Below are 19,198 nucleotides of genomic sequence, written 5' to 3'. Positions count from 1 at the left end.
GCGCCCTCCCCGGTGTCGGACGCCGCCGCTAGTTTGCGGTGCCATGAGCGAGACGGTGGAGATCCCGGTCGAGTGGCACGAGCACATCCATCCGAGGCGCGGCGGCATCCCCGGTCCGCCGGTCTCCCTCGACGAGGGGGCGGCGGAGAGGGCTCGCGCATGGGACCTCGCGGCCCGCCCGATCGCCGAGGAGATGGGGGAGCACGAGCGCACCGACCCGGAGCTCGGCCGGGCCCTGCGGGCGTGGCTGGACGGGGAGCCCGACCCGGCGGGCGCCGCCGCCGCGGCCGCCGTCGCCGTGAAGTACCTCGACGGCGTCGACGGTCCGGCCTTCCTGGACGCGTGGGCGCTGGACCACGGGCTCGCCTTCGCCGCCTGCGCGGTGACCGAGGCGTTCTCGATCGAGCCCGGCCCCGTGCCGCCACCCCCGACGCCGATGTCCGGCGGCGTCGTCCGGCTCGTCGCGTACATGGGCGGCGAACGGTCCCGGGGATGGCGCGGCGAGATCCGGCGCTCCACCCACCGCGACCACTTCCCGGTCGGCGAGTGGGTCGCCCAGGACGCGGTGGTGAAGAAGCTCCGCACGCTGCTCGCCGCAGCGCCCGTCGACGAGTACGACGACGCCGTCGCATGCCTCTCACGGCATCGCGGCGACGCCTGGAGGCAGCGCGTGGCGGCCTACCTCGTCCCGACCGAGACGGCCTGGCTGGACGGTTCTCCCGACAGATCCTCCGGATCCACGAACTTCGAGTTCCGGGTCTGCTCCCTGTCCAGCGCGGCGCAGATCGGAGGGCTGAGCTGGATACCGGTCACTCCCGCCGTGATGGGAACGCTGCTCGACGGCCTGGGCACGGACGCGCTGCCACTGCTCGACATCGCGCTCCGGAACGTCCGCGACCGCGATGAGGCGCGCCCGATCGTGTTGCGGGCGCTCGTGAGGATCGCCGACGAGGCGGTCTTCCCGCTCCTGCTCGACCACATGGGCGAGCAGGGGGTGCCCGCAGCCCTGCAGGAGGCGGCGGAACGGCACCCCGAACACGCGCTCCGGGCGCTGGCCCCGCTGGTCGGCGTCACGGTCCGGGGGCTGCAAGCGGCCGGAACGGTGCGCGGGCTGCTGTACGCCCGGCCCGACTTGGCCGAGGCGGTACCTCAGGAGAGCGTCGAGGCGCTGCTGCCGCGCCCGGCCGTCCCGGACAGCGCCGACCTGCCCGGCGTGCTCGCCGGCAAGCCCGCCCGCGGCGCGAAGACCGACTGGGCCGACCCGGCGCTGCTTCCGCGGATCCTCACGCGCGGCCGCGACCGGGCGCTGCCCGCGAGCGCGACCCGGCGCCTGCTCGGCCTGCTCGCGCGGAAGGCGCCGGAGGCCGCGGAGGTCCGCGCGTTCTGCGACCGGCACTCGCTGGCCGAGTTCTCCTGGGCGGTGTTCGAGCGCTGGCAGGCGCTCGGCGCGCCGACCCGGCACAACTGGGCGCTGGCCCAGCTCGGCCTGATCGGCGACGACACGACGGTGCGGCGGCTCAGCCCGCTGATCAGGCTCTGGCCGGGCCAGGGCCTCACCGCCCGGGCCGCGGCCGCGCTGGACGTCCTGGCCGCGATCGGCTCCGACGTGGCCCTCACCCACCTGTTCGAGCTGACCCGCCGCGGCAGGTTCAAGGGGCTCAAGGCCAGGGCCGCCCGCACGATCGACGAGATCGCCGCGGCGCGCGGCCTGACGCGCGACGCCCTCGCCGACCGGGCCGTCCCCGACTTCGGGCTGGACGAGCGGGGCACGCTCGTCCTCGACTACGGCCCGCGGCGGTTCACGGTGACCTTCGACGAGCAACTCGTCCCGCTGGTCGTGGAGGCGAACGGCAAGGTGCGCAAGAGCGCGCCCAAACCCGGCCCGAAGGACGACCCGGCCCTCGCCCCGGCCGCGCACGCCCTGTTCACCGGCCTCAGGAAGGACCTGCGGACGATCGCCGACCAGGAGATCAGGCGCCTGGAGCTGGCCATGACCACCCGCCGGACCTGGACGCCGGACGACTTCCAGACCCTGTTCGTCGACCACCCGCTGCTCGGCCACATCGTCCGCCGGCTGGTGTGGACGACCGATGCGGGCACGGCGTTCCGCGTCGACGAGGGCCGCGACTACGCCGACGTCGCCGACGACCCGTTCACCCCCGCGCCCGGCGCCCGCATCGGCATCGCCCATCCGGTCCTGCTGGGCGACGACCTGCGCGCCTGGGCCGAGATCTTCGCCGACTACGAGATCCTCCAGCCGTTCGAGCAGCTCGGACGGCCCGTCCACCGGCTCACCGAGGACGAGCGCGCCGCGCACCGGCTCGACCGGGTGGAGGGGCTCGTGCTGCCCTACGGCAAGGCCAAGGGCCACTCGCAGGGGCGCTGGGAGTCCGTGGACGCGGACGGCGGGTTCGCGGGCGGGTGGCTCGCCCGCCGCGACCCGGCCGGCCTGTACGTCGTGGCCGAACTGAGCCCCGGCCTGGCCCACTACATGTACGGGGAGGGCGAGGACCAGGAGATCAAAGCGTTGTGGGCGGGCCCGGCCCCGGCCCGCGAGCCGAAGGACACGGTGCCGCTCGGCCGGGTCGACCCGGTCACGATGAGCGAGGCCGTCCACGACCTCGTCAGAAGCGCGACCTGACCGGCCGGGACCGTCCGGTGCGTGACCGCCGTGCCGCAGTCCGCGGGGGCCGGGGCCCGCCGGATCAGTAATGCGGGTTGTTGGCCTGCGGGATCTCGATGCTGATCGGCGTCTTGAATCCGGACAGGTAGAGGAGGGCGCCCTGGCGGAGGATCTCGTCGAAGGCCCAGTAGAGCTGCCGCAGTTCCTTCGGCGCCTTAGTGAGGTCGAGGAGGCCCTCGCGGACCGCGACGAAGGGCGGCCAGAGGGTCCGGATGAGCGGGTCCCACAGCGGGTCCCGGGGGATCTTCAGCCATCCGGCGATCTCATCGCCGAGCATGAAGCGCGTGAGCGAGCCGAGGATCGGCTTGGTGAGGATCCCGCCGTCGATCGTGGAGCCGAGGTTCAGCAGGATGTCGGCCAGCTTGACGCCCTCGGGGGTCGGCGCGAGCACCGGCGTCAGCACCTGGTCGGCCTGGGAGTTCGCCTCGTCCCACGACTTCGGGATGTACTCGTCCTGGATGCCGAGCATGTGCCCGGCGAGCTGCCAGGACAGCAGGAACGCCTCGGACTCGGCGGCCGGGATCGGGACCTTCCAGCCGACCAGGTTCCGCATGACGGTCGTGGGCAGGCTGTGCCAGGTGACCATCATGTCCGCCTGGCTGATCGGGATCTTCTCGTCGGCCGCCTTGGTCCAGTACGGGGACTTCGGTAGCAGGTGCCGCACCGCGGCGTGCACCAGCCGCGTCTTGACGCAGGTCACGATCATCTCGCCGTCGGGCTCGAACGCCTTCTCGGAGCCGATGTCGTAGCCGAGCTTGGCGGTCTTGGTGATGCGGTCCCTCATGTCCGCGCCGCCCTTGGAGTAGTAGACCGCGCGCGCCTCCTTGGGGATGGCCGTGCTCATCATCCCGCTGGCGAAGCCGTAGGTGACGCCGAGGTAGAGGCCCCGCTTCTCGTTGAACTCGAACGCGGTGGCCAGCTTGCTCCGGTCGGCCCACGCCGGCAGCCGGCGGGCGCGTTCCATGAAGTCGCGCAGATCCGCCGGCAGCCCGTCCGGCAGCGGCTGGCCGTTCTTGGTCCACGTGCGCAGCAGCTCGTTGACCCTGGGCACGTCGCCCCGGTCGAGCAGCGAGGCGACCAGCGCGTCGACCTCCGGGTCCCACACCCACCGCGGGTCGGCGCCCCTGCCCGCGCCCGCCACCGAGCCCTCCGGCGACCACGTCCACCGCGAGGACGCCTGCGCGGGCGAGGCGACGCCGAGGGCGCCGAGCGCTCCGAGCGCCCCACCGGTCATCAACACGTTGCGTCTGCTGGGTCTGTCCATGCCTTCGCTCCTCCTGGGGGCCGGAGGCGCCCCGCCGATCGCGGTGCCGGACACCCCCGGGTTTCCTGAGCTGACCGGAACACTAGACCCTTATTGGCGCTGTGCCAATAGTCGCGCGCGCGGTCGTGACGCCCCGCGGTGCGCTCAGAGCATCGCGCGCCGTGCCGCGCCTTCGGCATCGAGCATTGATTTCGCTCCGCCGAACGCTAGGATCGGCGCCATTTCGAAGGTCAGGGGCCCATGGAGGCCGCCCGGGGGCCTCAGGGAGGCTCGGCCGGGGCCTGCGGGTCAGCGCAGCGGGAAGCCGAGCTCCCGGCCCTGCTCGCGAAGCTCGTCGCGGGCGGACGGGTGGGCGACGTTGTCGATGATCTGCTGGGCCTGGGAGGCGGCGTCGTTGCCCCAGACGGTGGCGGCGCCCCGCTCGCTGACGATGTAGCTGTGCTGGAACGAGGTGACCGGGCCGGCGAGGCGCGCGATGACGGTCGAGACGTCCGCGCGCGGATGCCAGGACGGCAGGGCGATGACGGCGTGCCCGCCGGGGGAGTGCAGCGCGCCGACGACGAAGTCGGTCTGCCCCCCGAAGCCGGAGTAGATCGCCCCGCGGACGCGGCTGGCGTTGGCCTGGGCGAACAGGTCGACCTGGAGCGCGGAGTTCACCGAGACCATCCGGGGCCGGCGGGCGATGAGGCTCGGGTCGTTGGTCTTCTCGGTGCGCAGCATCCGGATCCGGTCGTTGCGGTCGGCCCAGGCGTACAGCTCCGGGCTCCCGAAGGCGAAGGACGCGGTGATCGGGGTCCCGGTGTCGAGCGCGCCCGCCTTCTCCAGCGCCAGCACCCCGTCGCTGAACATCTCCGACCAGACGCGCAGCCCCCGCCGGTCGAGGAGCGAGGAGAGCACGGCGTCCGGTATGGCGCCGATGCCGAGCTGCAGGGTGGCGTCCCGCGGGACGAGCCGGGCCACCCGCTCGCCGATCTCGTGGGCGACCTCGCCGGGCGGCCGGGGGACCGGCGTGGCGAGCGGCTCGTCGTCCTCGATCGCCAGGTCGACCTCGTCGGTCGCCAGGACGGCGTCGCCGAACGTGTAGGGCATCCGGGGGTTGATCTGGGCGACGACCAGGCCGCCGCGCGCGCGGACCGCCTCGATGGCCGCGGGCAGGATGTTGACCTCGATGCCGAGCGAGACCGTCCCGCCGACCGGCGGGGAGGTCTGCACGATCACCACGTCCGGCGGCAGCGAGTCCTTCAGCAGGTTCGGCACGAGCGACAGCCGCGACGGGAAGTAGCGCAGGTTCGCGCGGCCGCGCATCCCGGCGCCGACGAAGGGCGTCTCCAGGTCGACGCCCTCGCGTTCCGGCATCTCCGTCTGGGCGTTGAGCATGAACAGGCGGTACTCGGCGACCGCGGCGTCCAGGATCTGCAAGGCCCGCCGGGGAGCGGCGAAGTTGCCTCCGGCCACGATCCGGGGCCGTCCCGGCAGCCCGCCCAGCACCCGTGCCAGATCCTCCTGGGAGACGACGCGCATCGAGATCCCTTTCCGAGAGACTTCCGGCCAGGACGCCGGGGCGGTCCGCGTGGCCAGTCTGCCCGACCGGCCCGGACGGCGGAGAAGGGGGTCGGAAGGGGGCAGCCGCCGGGCACCGATGAGTTCGCGGCGCCGCCGCGGTCATCACCAGTGACCCGTCCACGACGCTTGGGGAAACGACATGTCACTCGATCTCTTCGCCGGCATCCCCGTCTCCGACTATGCGGAGGCGCTGCCCTGGTACGAGCGGTTCTTCGGCGCGGAGCCGTCGTTCCTGCCGAACGACATCGAGGCCGTGTGGGAGGTGGCCGAGCACCGGTACGTCTACATCGTGCAGGACCCGGAGCGGGCGGGGAACGCCCTGGTGCTCGCGTTCGTCGGCGATCTCGATGACCGGGTCGCGGGGGCCGCCCGGCGGGGGATCCCGCCGGCGGGACGCGAGGAGTACGGCAACGGCGTGACCAAGGTGGTCTTCCGCGACCCGGAGGGCAACGAGATCGCCTTCGGCGGCGCCGGCTGACGCGCTAGGCCGCCTGCCGCCCGGCGAGGTGCCGCAGCTCGGCGGCGCACATCATGAGCCGGCGCACCGGAAGGTGCCGCACGTAGTGGTCCAGGTCGGCGCCCAGCGCGAACACGTGCACCGGGGTCCCGGCGGCGCGGCCGGAGCCGACGGCCTGGCGCAGCGCGGCCAGGACCGCCGGATGCCGCGTCTGGTAGACCGAGGAGACCAGGTGGTTGCCGCGGTCGGCCGCGAGGTAGAACTGGATCAGGTCCTTGGTGCCGACGAACAGCTCGCCGGCCCCGGAGGCGCAGAAGTCGGCCGCCGAGTGCACGGCGGCCGGCGTCTCGACGAAGACGGCGAGCGGCGTCTCCCGCCCGAGGCCGAGGAACCGCCGCAGCCGCACGTACTCGTCCCGGTCGTTGATGAACGGAACGGCGAAGCGCACCCGGTCCGCGTCCGCGCCCAGCCGGTCCCGCAGCCGGGCGCGCAGCGCCCGGAAGGCGTGCGGGTAGCGGTGCTCCCGCAGCAGCCATCGGGCGCCGTGCCGGCCGAGTTCGGGGTTCGGCTCGTCGTGCACGTGGTCCCCTGAGGTGATCTTGGCGGCGTCGTCGGAGCGCAGGTCGAGGAGTCTCATGATCAGGCGCTGGCCGGGCAGGAGCTCGCGCACCATCGGGCACAGCTCCGACGCCACGGCGGCGCCGTAGCGCTCGGCCTCGCGGGCTCCCGCCCGGAGCGAGTCGATGGGGCTCAGGCCGGCGGAGAAGCAGACGAACTCCTCGCGGATGAAGAAGGAGTCGGCGTGCTCGACGCGGGGCGCGAGGGCGTTGGTCGCCCGGATGTCGGCGGTGTCGGCGACGACCACGCAGATCGACTCGATGTCGCCGAACACGGCGGCCGGGCAGCGCGGGGCGGGTTCCGCCGGTGCGGCCTCGCCGAGGACGACCGTCGCGCGGTCGAGCAGGACCGTGGCCTCGCCGGCGAGTGCGTCCAGTTCGGACGGGGCGACCCGCAGCACGGGAATTCCACGCGAGCGGCAGAGGGACTGCATGTGGCCGGTCCGGCCGCCTTTCGCGCAGATCACGGCGGAACTGGTGATGATGGCGTCGTAGAGTTCGGGGCCGAGTTCGTCGACGACCAGAATGGCGTCGCCGGCCGGTCTCCCACTGCGATTGCAGATTCCCTGGACGGATCGCTGGTGTGAGTCGACGAGCACGACCCCTGGTACTTCGCGAGGGCTCACGGACGTCCTCTCTCTCGCCGGTCCCCGGTTGGCGATGGGGGCCCGACCGCAAGCGAAGAGCGATTCGCGGTGAGGCCCGCCCCGGGGCGGAGCATGGTTAGAGAGTGGCAGCCGTCGACAAGGGAACGCACCCCTCGAATGCCGATGCGCCTTTTCGGTTAACCCGATTCCGGTGGCCTGTCGAGTTCGAGCAGTGAACGGAGATCCCGCGGCGTCACCGACAGGTCGTTGAGCCTCGCCGCGGCGGCGGCGTTCACGACGGAGCGCAGCGCGCCGTCCGGCACGGGGGCCTCGCCACCGGCGGTCACGGCGTCGCGCAGGACGTCGAGGCCGTTCGCGAAGCGCGCCGCCAGGTCCTCGCGGTCGCGGCGGCGCCGGGCGGCCATGCGGCGCACGTCGAGCCGGACCGCGCGGGTGAACGCCGCGCGCACCGCGTCGTCCCCGCTGTGGTTCACGGCCTTGGACGCGGTTTCGGTCGGTTCCTCGTACCGGGATTCGAGGTGGCGCAGCACCGTCGCGGCGACCCCCACCGAGTGGTTCTTGATCGCGGCGAGGTTGAACGTGAACGCGCCCATCCGGCCGTACCGGGTGATCTCGTCGCCCTCCCGGGGGCAGCCGACCACGGTGATCGGGCCGGTCCGCGCGCCGGCCGGTCCGAGGAGGAAGCCGTCGCCGTCCACCTCGACGCCGCGCCCGGTCCGCCGGTGCCGCGCGGCGAGCCCCCCGCGCAGCAGGTTGCGCCAGAGCGCCGAGCCGACCCGCCCGTAGTCGGTCTCCCGCCCGAAGTTGGAGATCACGAGGTCGGCCTCGACCGTCCGTCCCGGCGCCGGCCCGGACACCGCGACCCGCAGGGTTCCGGACCCGGTGGCGGTGATCCGGCCGACCGCGCCGGTGGTGAGGACGACCTGCCCGCCCTCGGCCATCGCCGCGTCGACGAGCTCGGTGATGGCGGGGACGGCGCTCACGCGCAGCGTGGCCAGCAGGCTGCCGTACCTGTCGAGGAGCGCGCGGAGATCGGCCGAGGGGACCCGGGCGAGGACCTCGGGCAGGTGGGGCTCCCAGGACTTGGCGATGCGCTCGCTCACGACCGCGGGCGCCACGCCGGGATGCCGCCGGGCGACGAGGTCGCGGGCCCGCTCCCACTCGTCCCTGAGGAGCCGGACGAGCTCGTCGCATCCCTCGTACCCGTTCGCGCGCAGCCGCGGAGCGGGCAGTTCGAGGACGTGGTGGCGGTGGTCGGCGGGGTAGGTGCGCAGCGTCAGCCCGGACCGCGAGATCATGTGGATCTTTCCGGTGTGGCCGTGCCGCAGCAGGAGCGAGGCGGAGTCGTACGCGCTCAGCAGGGTGCCGATGATGGCGACCTCGGCGTCCGGGCGCAGGCCGAGGATCCGCTTCATCCCCTGTTCGGAATAGGGGTGCCGGACGAAGCAGGGGTGGTCCGCGACGTCGGCCGCGAACGGCAGCTCCCGTTCCTCCAGCCCTGTGGCGAGGACGACGTGGTCGGCCTCGATCGTCGACGGATCCGGTCCGGCGCCGGAACGCGGCGGCGAGCGCCTCTCCACGACGACGTCCACGCTGCCGTCGCCGACCGTGATGTCGACCGCCTCGCCGTCGGTCTCGAGTAGTTCGACGCCGTCCGACGCCTCGCGGGCGGCGTCGGCGAGGCGGGTGCGGAGGTAGTCGGCGTAGAGCCGGCGGGGCGCCGGTCCGGACTCGGTGAAGGTGACGCCGCTCCATCGCGGGGGCCAGCCGGTCCGGTCGGCCTCGGTGTTGGCCCAGTCCACGAAATCGTCGACGTCCTCCCGGAACATCGACATGCGGCCGGCCTGGATATTGAAGACATGGTGCCAGTGGTTGCCCGCGCGGTGATAGGCCACGCCCGCGGCGCGGTATTCGGGCCGCCGCTCTATCAGGACCACCTGTAAAGGTTCGCGGGCGAACTGCATGAGACGGATGGCGGTGGCGGTTCCGGCTAAACCCGCTCCGACGATGACGACCCTTCGGGGCCTGGAAAAGCCCACGTCACTACCCCCGCCCGCACCGAACGGCCACAGAGAATTCTCTTCCCGTCGAGAGTAGCGCGCATTATCGCCCGGGCTCAACGGTTCACCAGACGAGCGAGCGGCGCATATTCGCATGACGGCCGCCCGGCACCGAGGCCAATCCATCGGCGTTCGCGCCGGAAAGTCGGCCTCCGAGGAAAGGCCCGCCCCGACGGCCATTCGCTATATGAAATATTAGTGAATGGCTCGCGCGGGCGAAGGCGATCCACGCGTGCGGGAGCCGCGTCACGTGGGCGGGGACGCGCCGGAGCGGCGACCGCCCGGCGTCCCGGGCGCTACCGGTTTGCCGGGCGCCGGTCACCGTGCGGCGGCACGGGCGTCGTGCCGTAGACCGTGAGCCAGATCGTCCGGGCGAGGGTGCGCGCGATCCGCTCGTCTCCCGCGCCCTCGTCGTGGTGGCAGTGCGCCGAGATCGTCCGCTCCACGGTCCAGATCAGCACCTGGGCCGTCGGCCGCACGTCCATCTCCGGGTCGACGGTGCCGGCCCGCCGCTCCCGCTCCAGCCGGTTCTGCACGACGGCGGCGAACCGCCGTATCCGCTCGCGCCAGAACTCCGCGACCTCCGGGTCGTACCCGGCGACCTCGGCCAGGGCGTGCAGGACGCGGCGGTGCTCGCGGTACGCGCTGATCATCTGCCGCATGGCGCGGGCGACGCCGTCGACCCCGTCGGAGTGGTCGGCCCGCCACCAGATGACCGCCTCGCCGAACAGCGCGTCGACCGCCTCGTCGGCCAGCGCGAGGAGCAGGCGGCTCTTGTCGGGGAAGTGCAGGTAGAGGGTGGAGCGCGCCACCTGCGCGCGCTCGGCGATGCGTTGCACGGGCAGCTCGGTGTAGGGCGTGCCGTCGGCCATCATCTCCGCCGCCGTCCGCAGCACCCGCCGCCGGACGTCGTCGCGCCGCTCCCGGATCTTCCTGCGCGGCTGGGTGGTGGTCGCCATGGGCGCAGCGTACCGCCCCGAGGCCCGTATCGGACAGTGTGCCGACACAATGCTTGACACGATCCGGGAACCGAATCAGACTCGGTTTCCATCGCACGACCAGCCGGGGGCCGGACGTCACGGGGGCTCAGCCGAGGAGGCTCAACGTGATCCGCTCCACCGTCCGCCGCGCCGCCGCCCTGGCGCTCGCGATCAGCGCGCTCGTCCCCGTCACGGCCCGCCCGGCCGCGGCCGCCCCGCCGGAGCCGGCGCCCGCGGCCACCTGGATCCCGCGCACCGACATCAAGCGCTCCGACCTCACCCAGGTGCCCGGCAAGCTCGCCGAACCGTCCGACGACGGGCCGCACCCCGGGTCCGAGACCGAGTGGTGGTACACGCACGTGATGGATCCGGCGACGCGCCGCACCTTCATCGCGATGCTGTTCACCGCGCCCGTCCCCACCGCGGTGATCTTCTGGTACCCGGAGGAGGGGGCCAAGACCGTGCTACCGGAACCGACCGCGCGGGTGACCGCGGCGGACGGTCCCACCGTCGAGAGCAGCGCCGGGAGCCTGGTCTGGGACCGCGGGCGCGGCGCCTACCACCTGCGCTGGCACGGCACGTTCGCCAAGGCCGACATCTGGTTCGACCGCGCGCTCCCCGGCGTCACCGGCGGGCCGATCCGCTACGACGGCGACCAGACGATGTACTGGAGCGCGCCCGTCGCGACGAGCCGGGTCCGCGGCTGGCTCCGCCCGCCCGGCGCGTCCTCGCGCATCAGCGTGGACGGGTGGCGCGGGTACCACGACCACAACTGGGGCCGGTTCAGCGTCGTCGACCAGCGCTACTCCGGCTGGGAGTGGGGCGTCTCCCACGAGCCCGACGGGACGGCCACCCTGCTCGGCGGCGTGGTGAAGGGCGACGGGACCTGGCAGGGCGTGGTCGGCCGCGTCACCGGCCGCGAGACCTACGGGTGCATGACCACGATCAGCCTGTCGCGCTGGCGGACGTCAGGGCTGTTCACCTACCCGGAGACGACCACGCTGAGCTGCCCGTCCTCGCTGCTCGCGACCCCCGGGGGACTGAAGGGCGCCCGGCCGGGCATCCGCACGAGCTTCCACGTGGTGGACCCGTTCGTCCTGGACTCCGGCCTCCTCGCGCTGCCCGAGTCGCTCGGGCGCACCGTCCCCGGCTCGCTGGGGCTCATCGAGCACATCCGCACCCTGCGTGCTCGGCTGCCGCAGTCCTGACCGCGCCGGCCGTGCCCGTCCTGCGCCCGCCCGCACGCTCACCCAGCCCGAGGAGACGGCGACCATGACCAGTCCACACGCGCACGCCGGTCCGCACGCGCACCGCGCGACGCCCGGCCCGAGCGGCGTCACACGGCGCCGCGTCCTGTACGGCACGGCCGCGGCCGGCGCGGCGACCGTGCTGCCCGCCGCCGCGCACGCGGCGACCGGACGGAGCCGGCGGACGGTCGCCGTGCTCGGCGGCGGCATGGCCGGGCTGGCCGCGGCCCACGAGCTGGTCGAACGCGGGTTCGCCGTCACCGTCTTCGAACGCAGGGCCCTCGGCGGCAAGGCGCGGAGCATCCCGGTCGAGGGCACGGGCAGCGGCGGGCGGCGCGACCTGCCGGGCGAGCACGGCTTCCGGTTCTTCCCCGGCTTCTACCGCCACGTGCCGGACACGATGCGCCGCATCCCGTTCCCCGGCAACTCCGCCGGCGTCCACGACAACCTGATCGCGCTCAGCTCGACGCGGATCTCCCGCAACGCCGGACGCTCGGACATCATCGTCCCGCAGCTGCCGGCGTCCGGCGGCGGCCTGGACCTGGACGTCCTGAAGGAGACCCTGACCGGTCTCGTCCAGCAGGCGGCGGCCATCCCCGCCTCCGAGCTGGCGCTGTTCGTCGACCGCTACCTCGTCTACCTGACCAGCAGCGCCGAGCGGCGCCTCGGCGAGTGGGAGCACGTCCCGTGGTGGGAGTTCGTGCGCGCCGAGGGCAGGTCCGGCGACTACCGGGCGATCGTGGCGCGGTTCCTGACGCGCGGGCTCGTGGCGGTGAAAGAGGAGGTCGCCAGCACCCGGACGGTCGGCGCGATGGGGGAGGCGTTCCTGCTGGCGGGGCTCGGGCTCGGCGCCGACGGCGGCCTCGCCCGCATGCTCGACGCCCCCACCAACGAGGCGTGGATCGACCCGTGGGTGCGCCACCTGCGCGCCCGCGGCGTCCGCTTCAAGGTCGGCCAGGCCGTCGAGGCGCTGGAGACGGGCGGCGGGCGCGTCCGCTCGGTCCGGCTCGTGGACGCGGCGGGCCGCCGCCGTTCCGCCGCCGCCGACTGGTTCGTCTGCGCGGTGCCGGTGGACCGCGCCCGGACGCTGCTGTCCCCTGACGTCCTCGCGCTCGACCCCGGCCTCGCGACGATGCGGAACCTGCGCACCGAGTGGATGAACGGGCTGCAGTTCTTCCTGCGCCGCAGCCCGCGCGGACTCGACCAGGAGGTCAACTTCATGGACTCGCCGTGGCAGATCACGGCGGTCCTGCAGAGCAGGCTCTGGGACCGCGACTTCTCTCGCGACTACGGCGACGGCCAGGTCGCCGACTGCCTGTCCCTCGACGTCTCCGACTGGGACACCCCCGGGATCCTCTACGGCAAGCCCGCCAAGAAGTGCACGCGGGCGCAGATCGCCAAGGAGTGCTGGGCGCAGATGAAGGACCATCTCGAGGACACCGGCCGCTCCGTGCTCCCCGACGACCTGGTGCACTCCTGGTTCCTCGATCCCGCGATCACCTGGAGGCCGTCCGACGGGAGCAACGCCAACGACGAGCCGCTGATGGTGAACACCGTCGGAAGCTGGGCGAACCGGCCGGGCGCCCGGACGCGGATCCCGAACCTGTTCATGGCCGGGGACTATGTCCAGACGAATGTCGACCTGGCCACCATGGAGGGCGCGAACGAGTCCGGCCGCGCCGCCGTCAACGCGCTGCTGGACGCGGCCGGCTCGCCCGCCGAACGGGTCCCGGTGTGGAGGCTCTACCAGCCGCCCGAGCTGGACGGCCTCAAGAGGCTCGACGCCCAGCGCTACCGCTCCGGCCTGCCCAATCTCTTCGACACGGTTCCCTGATGACCTTCGGCCGTCCTAGACGGTGAGGCGGCGCCAGACCTCGTCGAGGGCCAGGTGCAGTGCGCCGGTGAGGACGGTGTCCTCGGCGAGACCGGAGAACTCCACGGCCGGAGGGGTGAGGGTCAGCTCGGCCAGGTGCCGGGTGATGGCGCCGAGCAGGACGGGCCCGGCACGGGCGACGCCGCCGCCGATCACGACGGTGCCGGGGTCGAGGACCAGCACGGCGGGGGCGATCGCCTGCGCGAAGGTCGCGGCCACGGCGTCCACGATCCGCCGGGCGACGGCGTCGCCCGCGGCGGCCGCGGCGAAGACGGCGGCGGCGTCGGGCTCGCCGTCCCGCAGGGCGGACTCGGGGTGGCGGCGGGCCGCGCGGCGGGCCCGCGCGGCGATGGCCTCGGCCCCGATGGTGCGCTCCAGCGGGCCACGCCCGTCGCCGGTCTCCGGGACGCGGCCGGGCGGGCGGATGAAGCCGATCTCCCCGGCGGCGCCCGAGCCCCGGTGGAGCCGGCCGTCGATCACGACGCCCGCGCCCAGGCGCTCGCCCCACTGCACGGCCAGCAGGGTCCCGCGCTCCCCGGCGACGGCCAGGGCGGCGAGGTTGGCGTCGTTCTCGACCAGGACGGGGCAGTGGAAGCGGTCCCGCAGGTGGCCGGAGAGGTCCACCGACGTCCAGCCCGGGACGCTCGGCGCCAGCAGGACGCGCCCGGCGCCGGGGTCGACGATGCCCGGCGTGGCGACCACCACGCCGGCGATCTCGTCCGCGCCGAGATCCGCCTCCTGGAGGGCGCGCGCGACCACCTCGTCGACCGCGCGCAGGAGGTGACCGGCCTCGCTGCGCCCGACCGGGCGCCGCACGGACGCCAGCCGCCGGCCGGCGAGGTCGCCGACCCCCGCGCTGACCGTGTGGGGGCCGACGTCGAGCCCCAGCACGGGCGCGGCGCGGCCCCGCAGCGAGACGCGCACGGCGGGGCGGCCGCCGTGCCGGGAGGCGGTGGCGGGGTCGTGCTGCTGGAGCCAGCCGGCCTCGACCAGGTCGTCGACCGCCTGCCCCACGGTGGGGCGGGTGAGCCCGGTCAGCTCGACGAGTTCGGCCAGGCGCAGCGGATCGGGCGCGCGCTCGCGCACCGCCCGCAGGACGGCGGCGGTGTTGAGGCGGCGCAGCACCGGGGTGCCGACCGCGCGATCCTCTCCCATGCCCCTCCAGAAGATCGCGGACGGCCCCTTGACCGCGGGACCCGGCGCCTTCATGATGAAGGCCGCTCCAGTTTTTCAACGAGCTTAACAAACCTCGCGGTGGAGGTGTCCGCCATGGTCCCGGGCCGACGAACCGAAACCGGTGGCCGCTTGCGGTCGGCCGCCGTCCTGCTGGTCGCGCTGCTGGCGGTCTCGCTGACCGCGGTGGCCCCCGCCGCGGCGCGCGACGCGGAACCGGCGGCCCGCGCCACCGGACCCGCCGCCCGCGCGCTGGAGCGGCTCCTCGGCCGGGGCGGGGCCGGCCAGGTCGAGCTGCGGACGATCCCCAAGGGCACCGGCCCCGACCGCTTCCGGGTCTCCGCCGAGCGCGGGCACCTGGTCGTCGCCGGCACGTCCCCGGCCGTCCAGCTCGCCGGGTTCGGCCGCTACCTGCGGGAGGTCGCGCACGCGAACGTCGCGATCGGCGGGACGCAGCTCGACCTGCCCGCGCGGCTGCCGCTGCCGTCCGCGCCGATCGAGGCGGACTCCTCGGTCGCGCACCGGTTCGCGCTCAACGACACCAACGAGGGATACGCCGGCGCGTATCTGAGCTGGGAGGAATGGGAGCGCCGCATCGACGCGCTCGCGCTGCTCGGCATCAACGAGGTCCTGGTGTACGAGGGGCAGGACGCGGTCTACCAGCGGACGTTCCAGCAGTTCGGCTACAGCGCCGCGGACATGCGCGCCTGGATCCCGCAGCCGGGCCACCAGGCGTGGTGGCTGCTGCAGAACATGTGCTGCACCGACTCGCCGGTCTCCCAGCAGCTCGTCGACCGGCGCGCGGCGCTCGCCCGGCGCATGGTCGACCGGCTGCGCGAGCTGGGCATGACGCCGGTGCTGCCCGGCTACTACGGCACCGTCCCGACCGACTTCGAGACCCGCAATCCCGGAGCCGGCACCGTGCCGCAGGGCACCTGGAACGGCCTGGAGCGCCCCGACTGGCTCGACCCGACCGGGCCCGAGTTCGGCAAGGTCGCGGCGGCGTTCTACAAGGCGCAGACCCAGCTGTACGGGGCGAGCACGATGTACAAGATGGACCTGCTCCACGAGGGCGGGCGGGCCGGGTCCGTGCCGGTGCCCGAGGCCTCCCGGGCCGTGCAGGACGCGCTCGAAGCGGCGCATCCCGGCGCGACCTGGGTGATCCTCGGCTGGCAGAACAACCCCCGCAAGGAGACCCTCCAGGCGGTCGACCGCTCGCGCATGTTCATCGTGGACGGCATCACCGAGCAGCCCGACGTCACCGACCGCGACAAGGACTTCCTCGGCACGCAGTACGCGTTCGGCACGATCTGGAACTTCGGCGGCCACCAGAACTTCGGCGCCGGCCTCACCGTGTGGAACGAGAAGTTCCACGCCTGGCGCGCCAGGCAGGGCACGGCCATGAACGGCATCGCGCTGATGCCCGAGGCCATCGACAACAACCCCGCGGCGGTGGCGTTCTTCGCCGACATGCCGTGGCGGGACGGCCCGGTCGACATGGAGGCCTGGTTCGACGAGTACGCCACCGCCCGCTACGGGGACGCCGACCCGCACGCCCGCGCGGCCTGGCGGATCATCGGCCGGACCGCCTACGCGTGGCCCGCGGGCAAGGACACCCGGCACGTGACCGGCCTGTTCGACGACCAGCCGAGCCTCACCACCACCGGGACGCCGCTGCAGTACGACCCGGGCGAGTTCGAGAAGGCCCTGCGCGAACTACTCGACGTCGATCCGCGGCTGCGGCGCTCCGGCGCGTACCGCTACGACCTCGTGGACGTCGCCAGGCAGGTCCTGGCGAACCGCGGCAGGCTGCTCCTGCCGAAGATCCGCGCCGCCTACCGGGACGGCGACCGCGCCGCCTTCGCGCGCCTCACCGGCCGGTGGACGAGCGAGATCCGCCTCATGGACGACGTCCTCGGGACCGACCCGAACTTCCTCCTCGGCACCTGGCAGCGCGAGGCGTCCCGGCAGGCGGCGGACCCCAGGGAGGCGGCGACCCTCGACTACAACCTCAAGTCGCTGGTCACGCTGTGGGAGAGCGGCAGCCCCGGCCTCCAGGACTACGCGCGCCGCGAGTTCAACGGGCTGGTCGGCGGCTACTACGCCGAGCGCTGGAAGCTGTTCTTCGACGAGCTCGGCAGCGCCATGAGGACCGGCGCGGAGCCGAAGCGGATCGACTGGCGCGCCTTCGCCGAGCGCTGGGCGCGCGCCGGCACCCGCTACGCGGCCGAGCCGCACGGCGACGCCCACCGGCTGGCGCGGCGGGTGGCCGAGGAACCGGCGGGCGCACTGGCCCTCACCACCGGCCGCAAGGGCGTTGAGCCGGGCGGCGCCGTCCGCGTCACCGCGACGTTCACCAACGAGTCGGCGCTCAGCGAGGCCCGGCAGGTGCGCGTCAGGCTGGACGCGCCCGCGGGCTACAAGGTCGCGGCGGAGTCCGGCCCCGCCGGCGACGTCGCCCCCGGCAGGACCGCCACCGCGACCTGGACGGTGACCGCGCCCGCCGACGTGAAACCGGGCGCCCTGCCGAGCCTGGACGCCACGGTCTCCTGGCGCACCGCCGGAGGCGACTCCGAGCAGGCGAGCGCGCACTCCCTCCTCATGGTCGGCGGCGGCACGGTGGGGGCGCCCTACAAGAACTTCGCCTCGACCGCCGCCGAGTTCGCGCGGTCAGGCGACACGGTCGGCATCGCCGCGGGCGGCAAGGACATATGGGGCGACACGAACGAGTTCGCGACCGTCTACAAGGACGACGGGCTGACCCCGGGGCACGCGGTCTCCACGAAGGTGAGCATGCTGGACGGGTCGTCCGACTGGACGCGGGCCGGACTGGTCGCGAGCGACGACCTCTCCCGCACCGGGTCCGCCGGGTACGCCTCCATCGCCGTGACGCCCGCGCACGGGTGCGTCTTCTCCTACGACGCCGACGGCGACGGCCGCCTCGACCACTACACCGAGGTCGGCGGATTCACTGCCGGCGAGGTCCGCGTGCGGCTGAGCAGGGACGGCGACCGGATGACGGGGGCGTGCGGCTCCGACGGCGAGAACTGGGCCGTGGTCGGCTCCGGCACCGTTCCCGGCGCGGCGGGCGCCCAGGACGTCGGCATGTTCATCAGCGCGGTGAACGCCCACACCGGTCAGGAGGCGATCGCGCGGTTCGACGGCGGCATCGCCGCCTCGCCCGGCACGTCCCGGGACGGGTCGGGCGACCCGCTGCAGAGCCTCCGCAAGCCGGTGACGGCGATGTCCTCCGAGCCCGGACGGCCGCCGGAGGCCGCCAACGACGGCAGCCGCGCCAACTCGCCCTACTGGGGCGGCCAGATGACCTACGGCGAGAACTGGTGGCGGGTCGACCTCGGCGCCGTCAACGACGTCTCGCGCGTCAACGTCCGCAACTACGTCGACGGGACCCGCTACTACACCTACCGGCTGGAGGGCAGCCTCGACGGCGAGCACTGGTTCACCCTCGGCGGGCGCAACGGGCCCCGCCCCGCCGCCGACGCGGGCGACACCATGACGACCGAGGCCAGGGCCCGCTACATCCGGGTGGTCGGGTCCGGCAACACCGCCAACCTCACCTTTCACCTCACGGAGGTGAGCGTCTACGGCACTCCGGTCGGGTGAGGGTGCTCTCAGGGCTTGCGCCCGACGCCCCCGACGCTCCAGATCGGCCTGGACGACTCGATGGTCTCGTGCTCGGGACGCCACAGGGGGAGGTAGACGACGCCGGGCTCGATCAGGTCCCAGCCGGAGAAGAGCTTCTCCACCTCGGCCATGGTCCGGACGTTCGAGCGCGGCGTGCCGCGGATCGCGTGGGTCTCCTGCTGGTAGAGGAAGGCGAGCCTGGCGGTGACCTCCGGGCACAGGTCGCTGACCGGATGCGAGATCGCGATGTGGCTGCCCGGCGCCATCAGCTCGCCCAGCCGCCGGACGCTCCGCGCCGCTTCCTCGTCGTCGGGAATGGTGTAGAGCACGTGGAAGAACAGCAGCGCCGTCGGCTGGTCGAGGTCGATCAGGCGGCGCAGGTTGGGATGGTGCGCGATCCCTTCGGCGTCCCGCATGTCGGCCTCGACGACCGTGGTGCGGGGGTCCCCTCCCAGCAGCGCCTGCGCGTGGACGCGCACCACCGGATCGTTGTCGACGTAGACGACCCGGCAGTCCGGCGCGACCGCCTGAGCGATCTGGTGCACGCTTCCCTGGGTGGGCAGGCCGGTCCCGATGTCGAGGAACTGGCGGATCCCGGCGGCGGCGAGGAACCGGACGACGCGGTCCAGGAACTTGCGCCCCTCGCGCGCCAGGACCGGCAGTTCCGGCGCCAGCTCGATCGCCTGGAGCGCCGCCTGCCGATCCGCGGCGTAGTTGTCCTTGCCCCCGAGCAGGTAGTCGTGCATCCGGCTCTCGTTGGGCGCCGACGGATCGAAGGTCAGCGGCTCGTGCCCCGCGGGGGAGGGCATGGCTTCTCCCTTCAGCTGACACCCGAGCGGTGACGCGCGGCCCCCGCTAGGAATCGCCCAGTATGACACGCTACTTTCCGGTACGCCCGACATACCCGGGGCCGGCGCCCGCCCGGGCGAGCCGATCGTCAGCACCGCGCCGCCGCGCGGAGCGCCTCCAGGCCCCGCGCGATCGGCGGCCGCGTCTCGCTGCTCGTCCTGCCCCTCGCCCCACCTGGC

General features: G+C 73.6%; 12 protein-coding genes. 5 read left to right on the top strand and 7 right to left on the bottom strand.

The features are described from left to right. The first annotated feature begins 43 nt into the window (after window positions 1-43). The gene (locus AB0C84_RS29860; RefSeq protein ID WP_361072991.1) at window positions 44-2,641 is read left to right on the top strand and encodes a DUF4132 domain-containing protein; all 2,598 of its coding nucleotides are present in this window, start codon (window positions 44-46) and stop codon (window positions 2,639-2,641) included. A 64-nt stretch (window positions 2,642-2,705) separates the two neighbouring features. Here AB0C84_RS29860 and AB0C84_RS29855 read toward each other — a convergent pair whose 3' ends face one another. Then, window positions 2,706-3,947 carry an oxygenase MpaB family protein gene (locus tag AB0C84_RS29855; protein ID WP_258944262.1) on the bottom strand — a complete coding sequence of 414 codons (1,242 nt, stop codon included), beginning with the start codon at window positions 3,945-3,947 and terminating at the stop codon, window positions 2,706-2,708. A 288-nt stretch (window positions 3,948-4,235) separates the two neighbouring features. Beyond that, complete coding sequence (locus AB0C84_RS29850) at window positions 4,236-5,468, bottom strand: acetyl-CoA hydrolase/transferase C-terminal domain-containing protein (protein WP_361072987.1); 1,233 nt, start codon at window positions 5,466-5,468, stop codon at window positions 4,236-4,238. A 181-nt stretch (window positions 5,469-5,649) separates the two neighbouring features. Between AB0C84_RS29850 and AB0C84_RS29845 the strand changes: the two genes are divergently transcribed. Then, window positions 5,650-5,988 (top strand): VOC family protein, encoded by a 339-nt coding sequence (locus AB0C84_RS29845; RefSeq protein WP_361072984.1) that lies wholly within the window; start codon window positions 5,650-5,652, stop codon window positions 5,986-5,988. 4 nt (window positions 5,989-5,992) lie between these two features. On the opposite strand, the gene AB0C84_RS29840 is transcribed toward AB0C84_RS29845, so the two are convergent. The 3 genes from AB0C84_RS29840 to AB0C84_RS29830 form a co-directional block, all read right to left on the bottom strand. Next, window positions 5,993-7,183, bottom strand: coding sequence for a putative PEP-binding protein (locus AB0C84_RS29840; RefSeq protein WP_361072982.1), 1,191 nt, complete (start codon window positions 7,181-7,183; stop codon window positions 5,993-5,995). A gap of 185 nt (window positions 7,184-7,368) precedes the next feature. Next, a complete protein-coding gene (locus AB0C84_RS29835) occupies window positions 7,369-9,231 on the bottom strand; it encodes an FAD-dependent oxidoreductase (protein WP_361072979.1) in 1,863 nt (620 codons plus the stop codon). Between the two features lie 317 nt (window positions 9,232-9,548). Next, window positions 9,549-10,211 carry a TetR/AcrR family transcriptional regulator gene (locus AB0C84_RS29830; protein WP_361072976.1) on the bottom strand — a complete coding sequence of 221 codons (663 nt, stop codon included), beginning with the start codon at window positions 10,209-10,211 and terminating at the stop codon, window positions 9,549-9,551. Window positions 10,212-10,357: 146 nt separating this feature from the next. On the opposite strand from AB0C84_RS29830, the gene AB0C84_RS29825 reads away from it, so the two are divergent. Together AB0C84_RS29825 and AB0C84_RS29820 are read left to right on the top strand one after the other, a co-directional pair. Next, window positions 10,358-11,440 carry a hypothetical protein gene (locus tag AB0C84_RS29825; RefSeq protein ID WP_361072973.1) on the top strand — a complete coding sequence of 361 codons (1,083 nt, stop codon included), beginning with the start codon at window positions 10,358-10,360 and terminating at the stop codon, window positions 11,438-11,440. 64 nt (window positions 11,441-11,504) lie between these two features. Then, window positions 11,505-13,313, top strand: a complete 1,809-nt coding sequence (locus tag AB0C84_RS29820; protein WP_361072971.1) for an FAD-dependent oxidoreductase — start codon at window positions 11,505-11,507, stop codon at window positions 13,311-13,313. A 15-nt stretch (window positions 13,314-13,328) separates the two neighbouring features. Here the strand turns inward: AB0C84_RS29820 and AB0C84_RS29815 are convergent, their stop codons facing one another. Beyond that, the gene (locus tag AB0C84_RS29815; RefSeq protein ID WP_361072968.1) at window positions 13,329-14,507 is read right to left on the bottom strand and encodes an ROK family transcriptional regulator; all 1,179 of its coding nucleotides are present in this window, start codon (window positions 14,505-14,507) and stop codon (window positions 13,329-13,331) included. Window positions 14,508-14,657: 150 nt separating this feature from the next. Between AB0C84_RS29815 and AB0C84_RS29810 the strand changes: the two genes are divergently transcribed. Next, window positions 14,658-18,149: an alpha-N-acetylglucosaminidase TIM-barrel domain-containing protein gene (locus tag AB0C84_RS29810; protein ID WP_361072965.1), complete on the top strand. Its 3,492-nt coding sequence runs from the start codon at window positions 14,658-14,660 to the stop codon at window positions 18,147-18,149. Window positions 18,150-18,157: 8 nt separating this feature from the next. On the opposite strand, the gene AB0C84_RS29805 is transcribed toward AB0C84_RS29810, so the two are convergent. Beyond that, on the bottom strand, window positions 18,158-18,979 hold the full coding sequence (locus AB0C84_RS29805; RefSeq protein WP_361072962.1) for an SAM-dependent methyltransferase: 822 nt from the start codon (window positions 18,977-18,979) through the stop codon (window positions 18,158-18,160). Between the last annotated feature and the right edge of the window lie 219 nt (window positions 18,980-19,198).

It is taken from the genome of Actinomadura sp. NPDC048955 (genome assembly GCF_040649435.1).
Taxonomy (GTDB): domain Bacteria; phylum Actinomycetota; class Actinomycetes; order Streptosporangiales; family Streptosporangiaceae; genus Spirillospora; species Spirillospora luteofluorescens.
This window is presented reverse-complemented; position numbering and strand designations above follow the sequence as displayed.

Bases quoted from the DNA above. Each gene is read 5' to 3' on its own strand.
- AB0C84_RS29860 (WP_361072991.1), top strand. From the start codon at position 44: ATGAGCGAGACGGTGGAGATCCCGGTCGAGTGGCACGAGCACATCCAT.
- AB0C84_RS29855 (WP_258944262.1), bottom strand. From the start codon at position 3,947: ATGGACAGACCCAGCAGACGCAACGTGTTGATGACCGGTGGGGCGCTC.
- AB0C84_RS29850 (WP_361072987.1), bottom strand. From the start codon at position 5,468: ATGCGCGTCGTCTCCCAGGAGGATCTGGCACGGGTGCTGGGCGGGCTG.
- AB0C84_RS29845 (WP_361072984.1), top strand. From the start codon at position 5,650: ATGTCACTCGATCTCTTCGCCGGCATCCCCGTCTCCGACTATGCGGAG.
- AB0C84_RS29830 (WP_361072976.1), bottom strand. From the start codon at position 10,211: ATGGCGACCACCACCCAGCCGCGCAGGAAGATCCGGGAGCGGCGCGAC.
- AB0C84_RS29820 (WP_361072971.1), top strand. From the start codon at position 11,505: ATGACCAGTCCACACGCGCACGCCGGTCCGCACGCGCACCGCGCGACG.
- AB0C84_RS29815 (WP_361072968.1), bottom strand. From the start codon at position 14,507: ATGGGAGAGGATCGCGCGGTCGGCACCCCGGTGCTGCGCCGCCTCAAC.
- AB0C84_RS29805 (WP_361072962.1), bottom strand. From the start codon at position 18,979: ATGCCCTCCCCCGCGGGGCACGAGCCGCTGACCTTCGATCCGTCGGCG.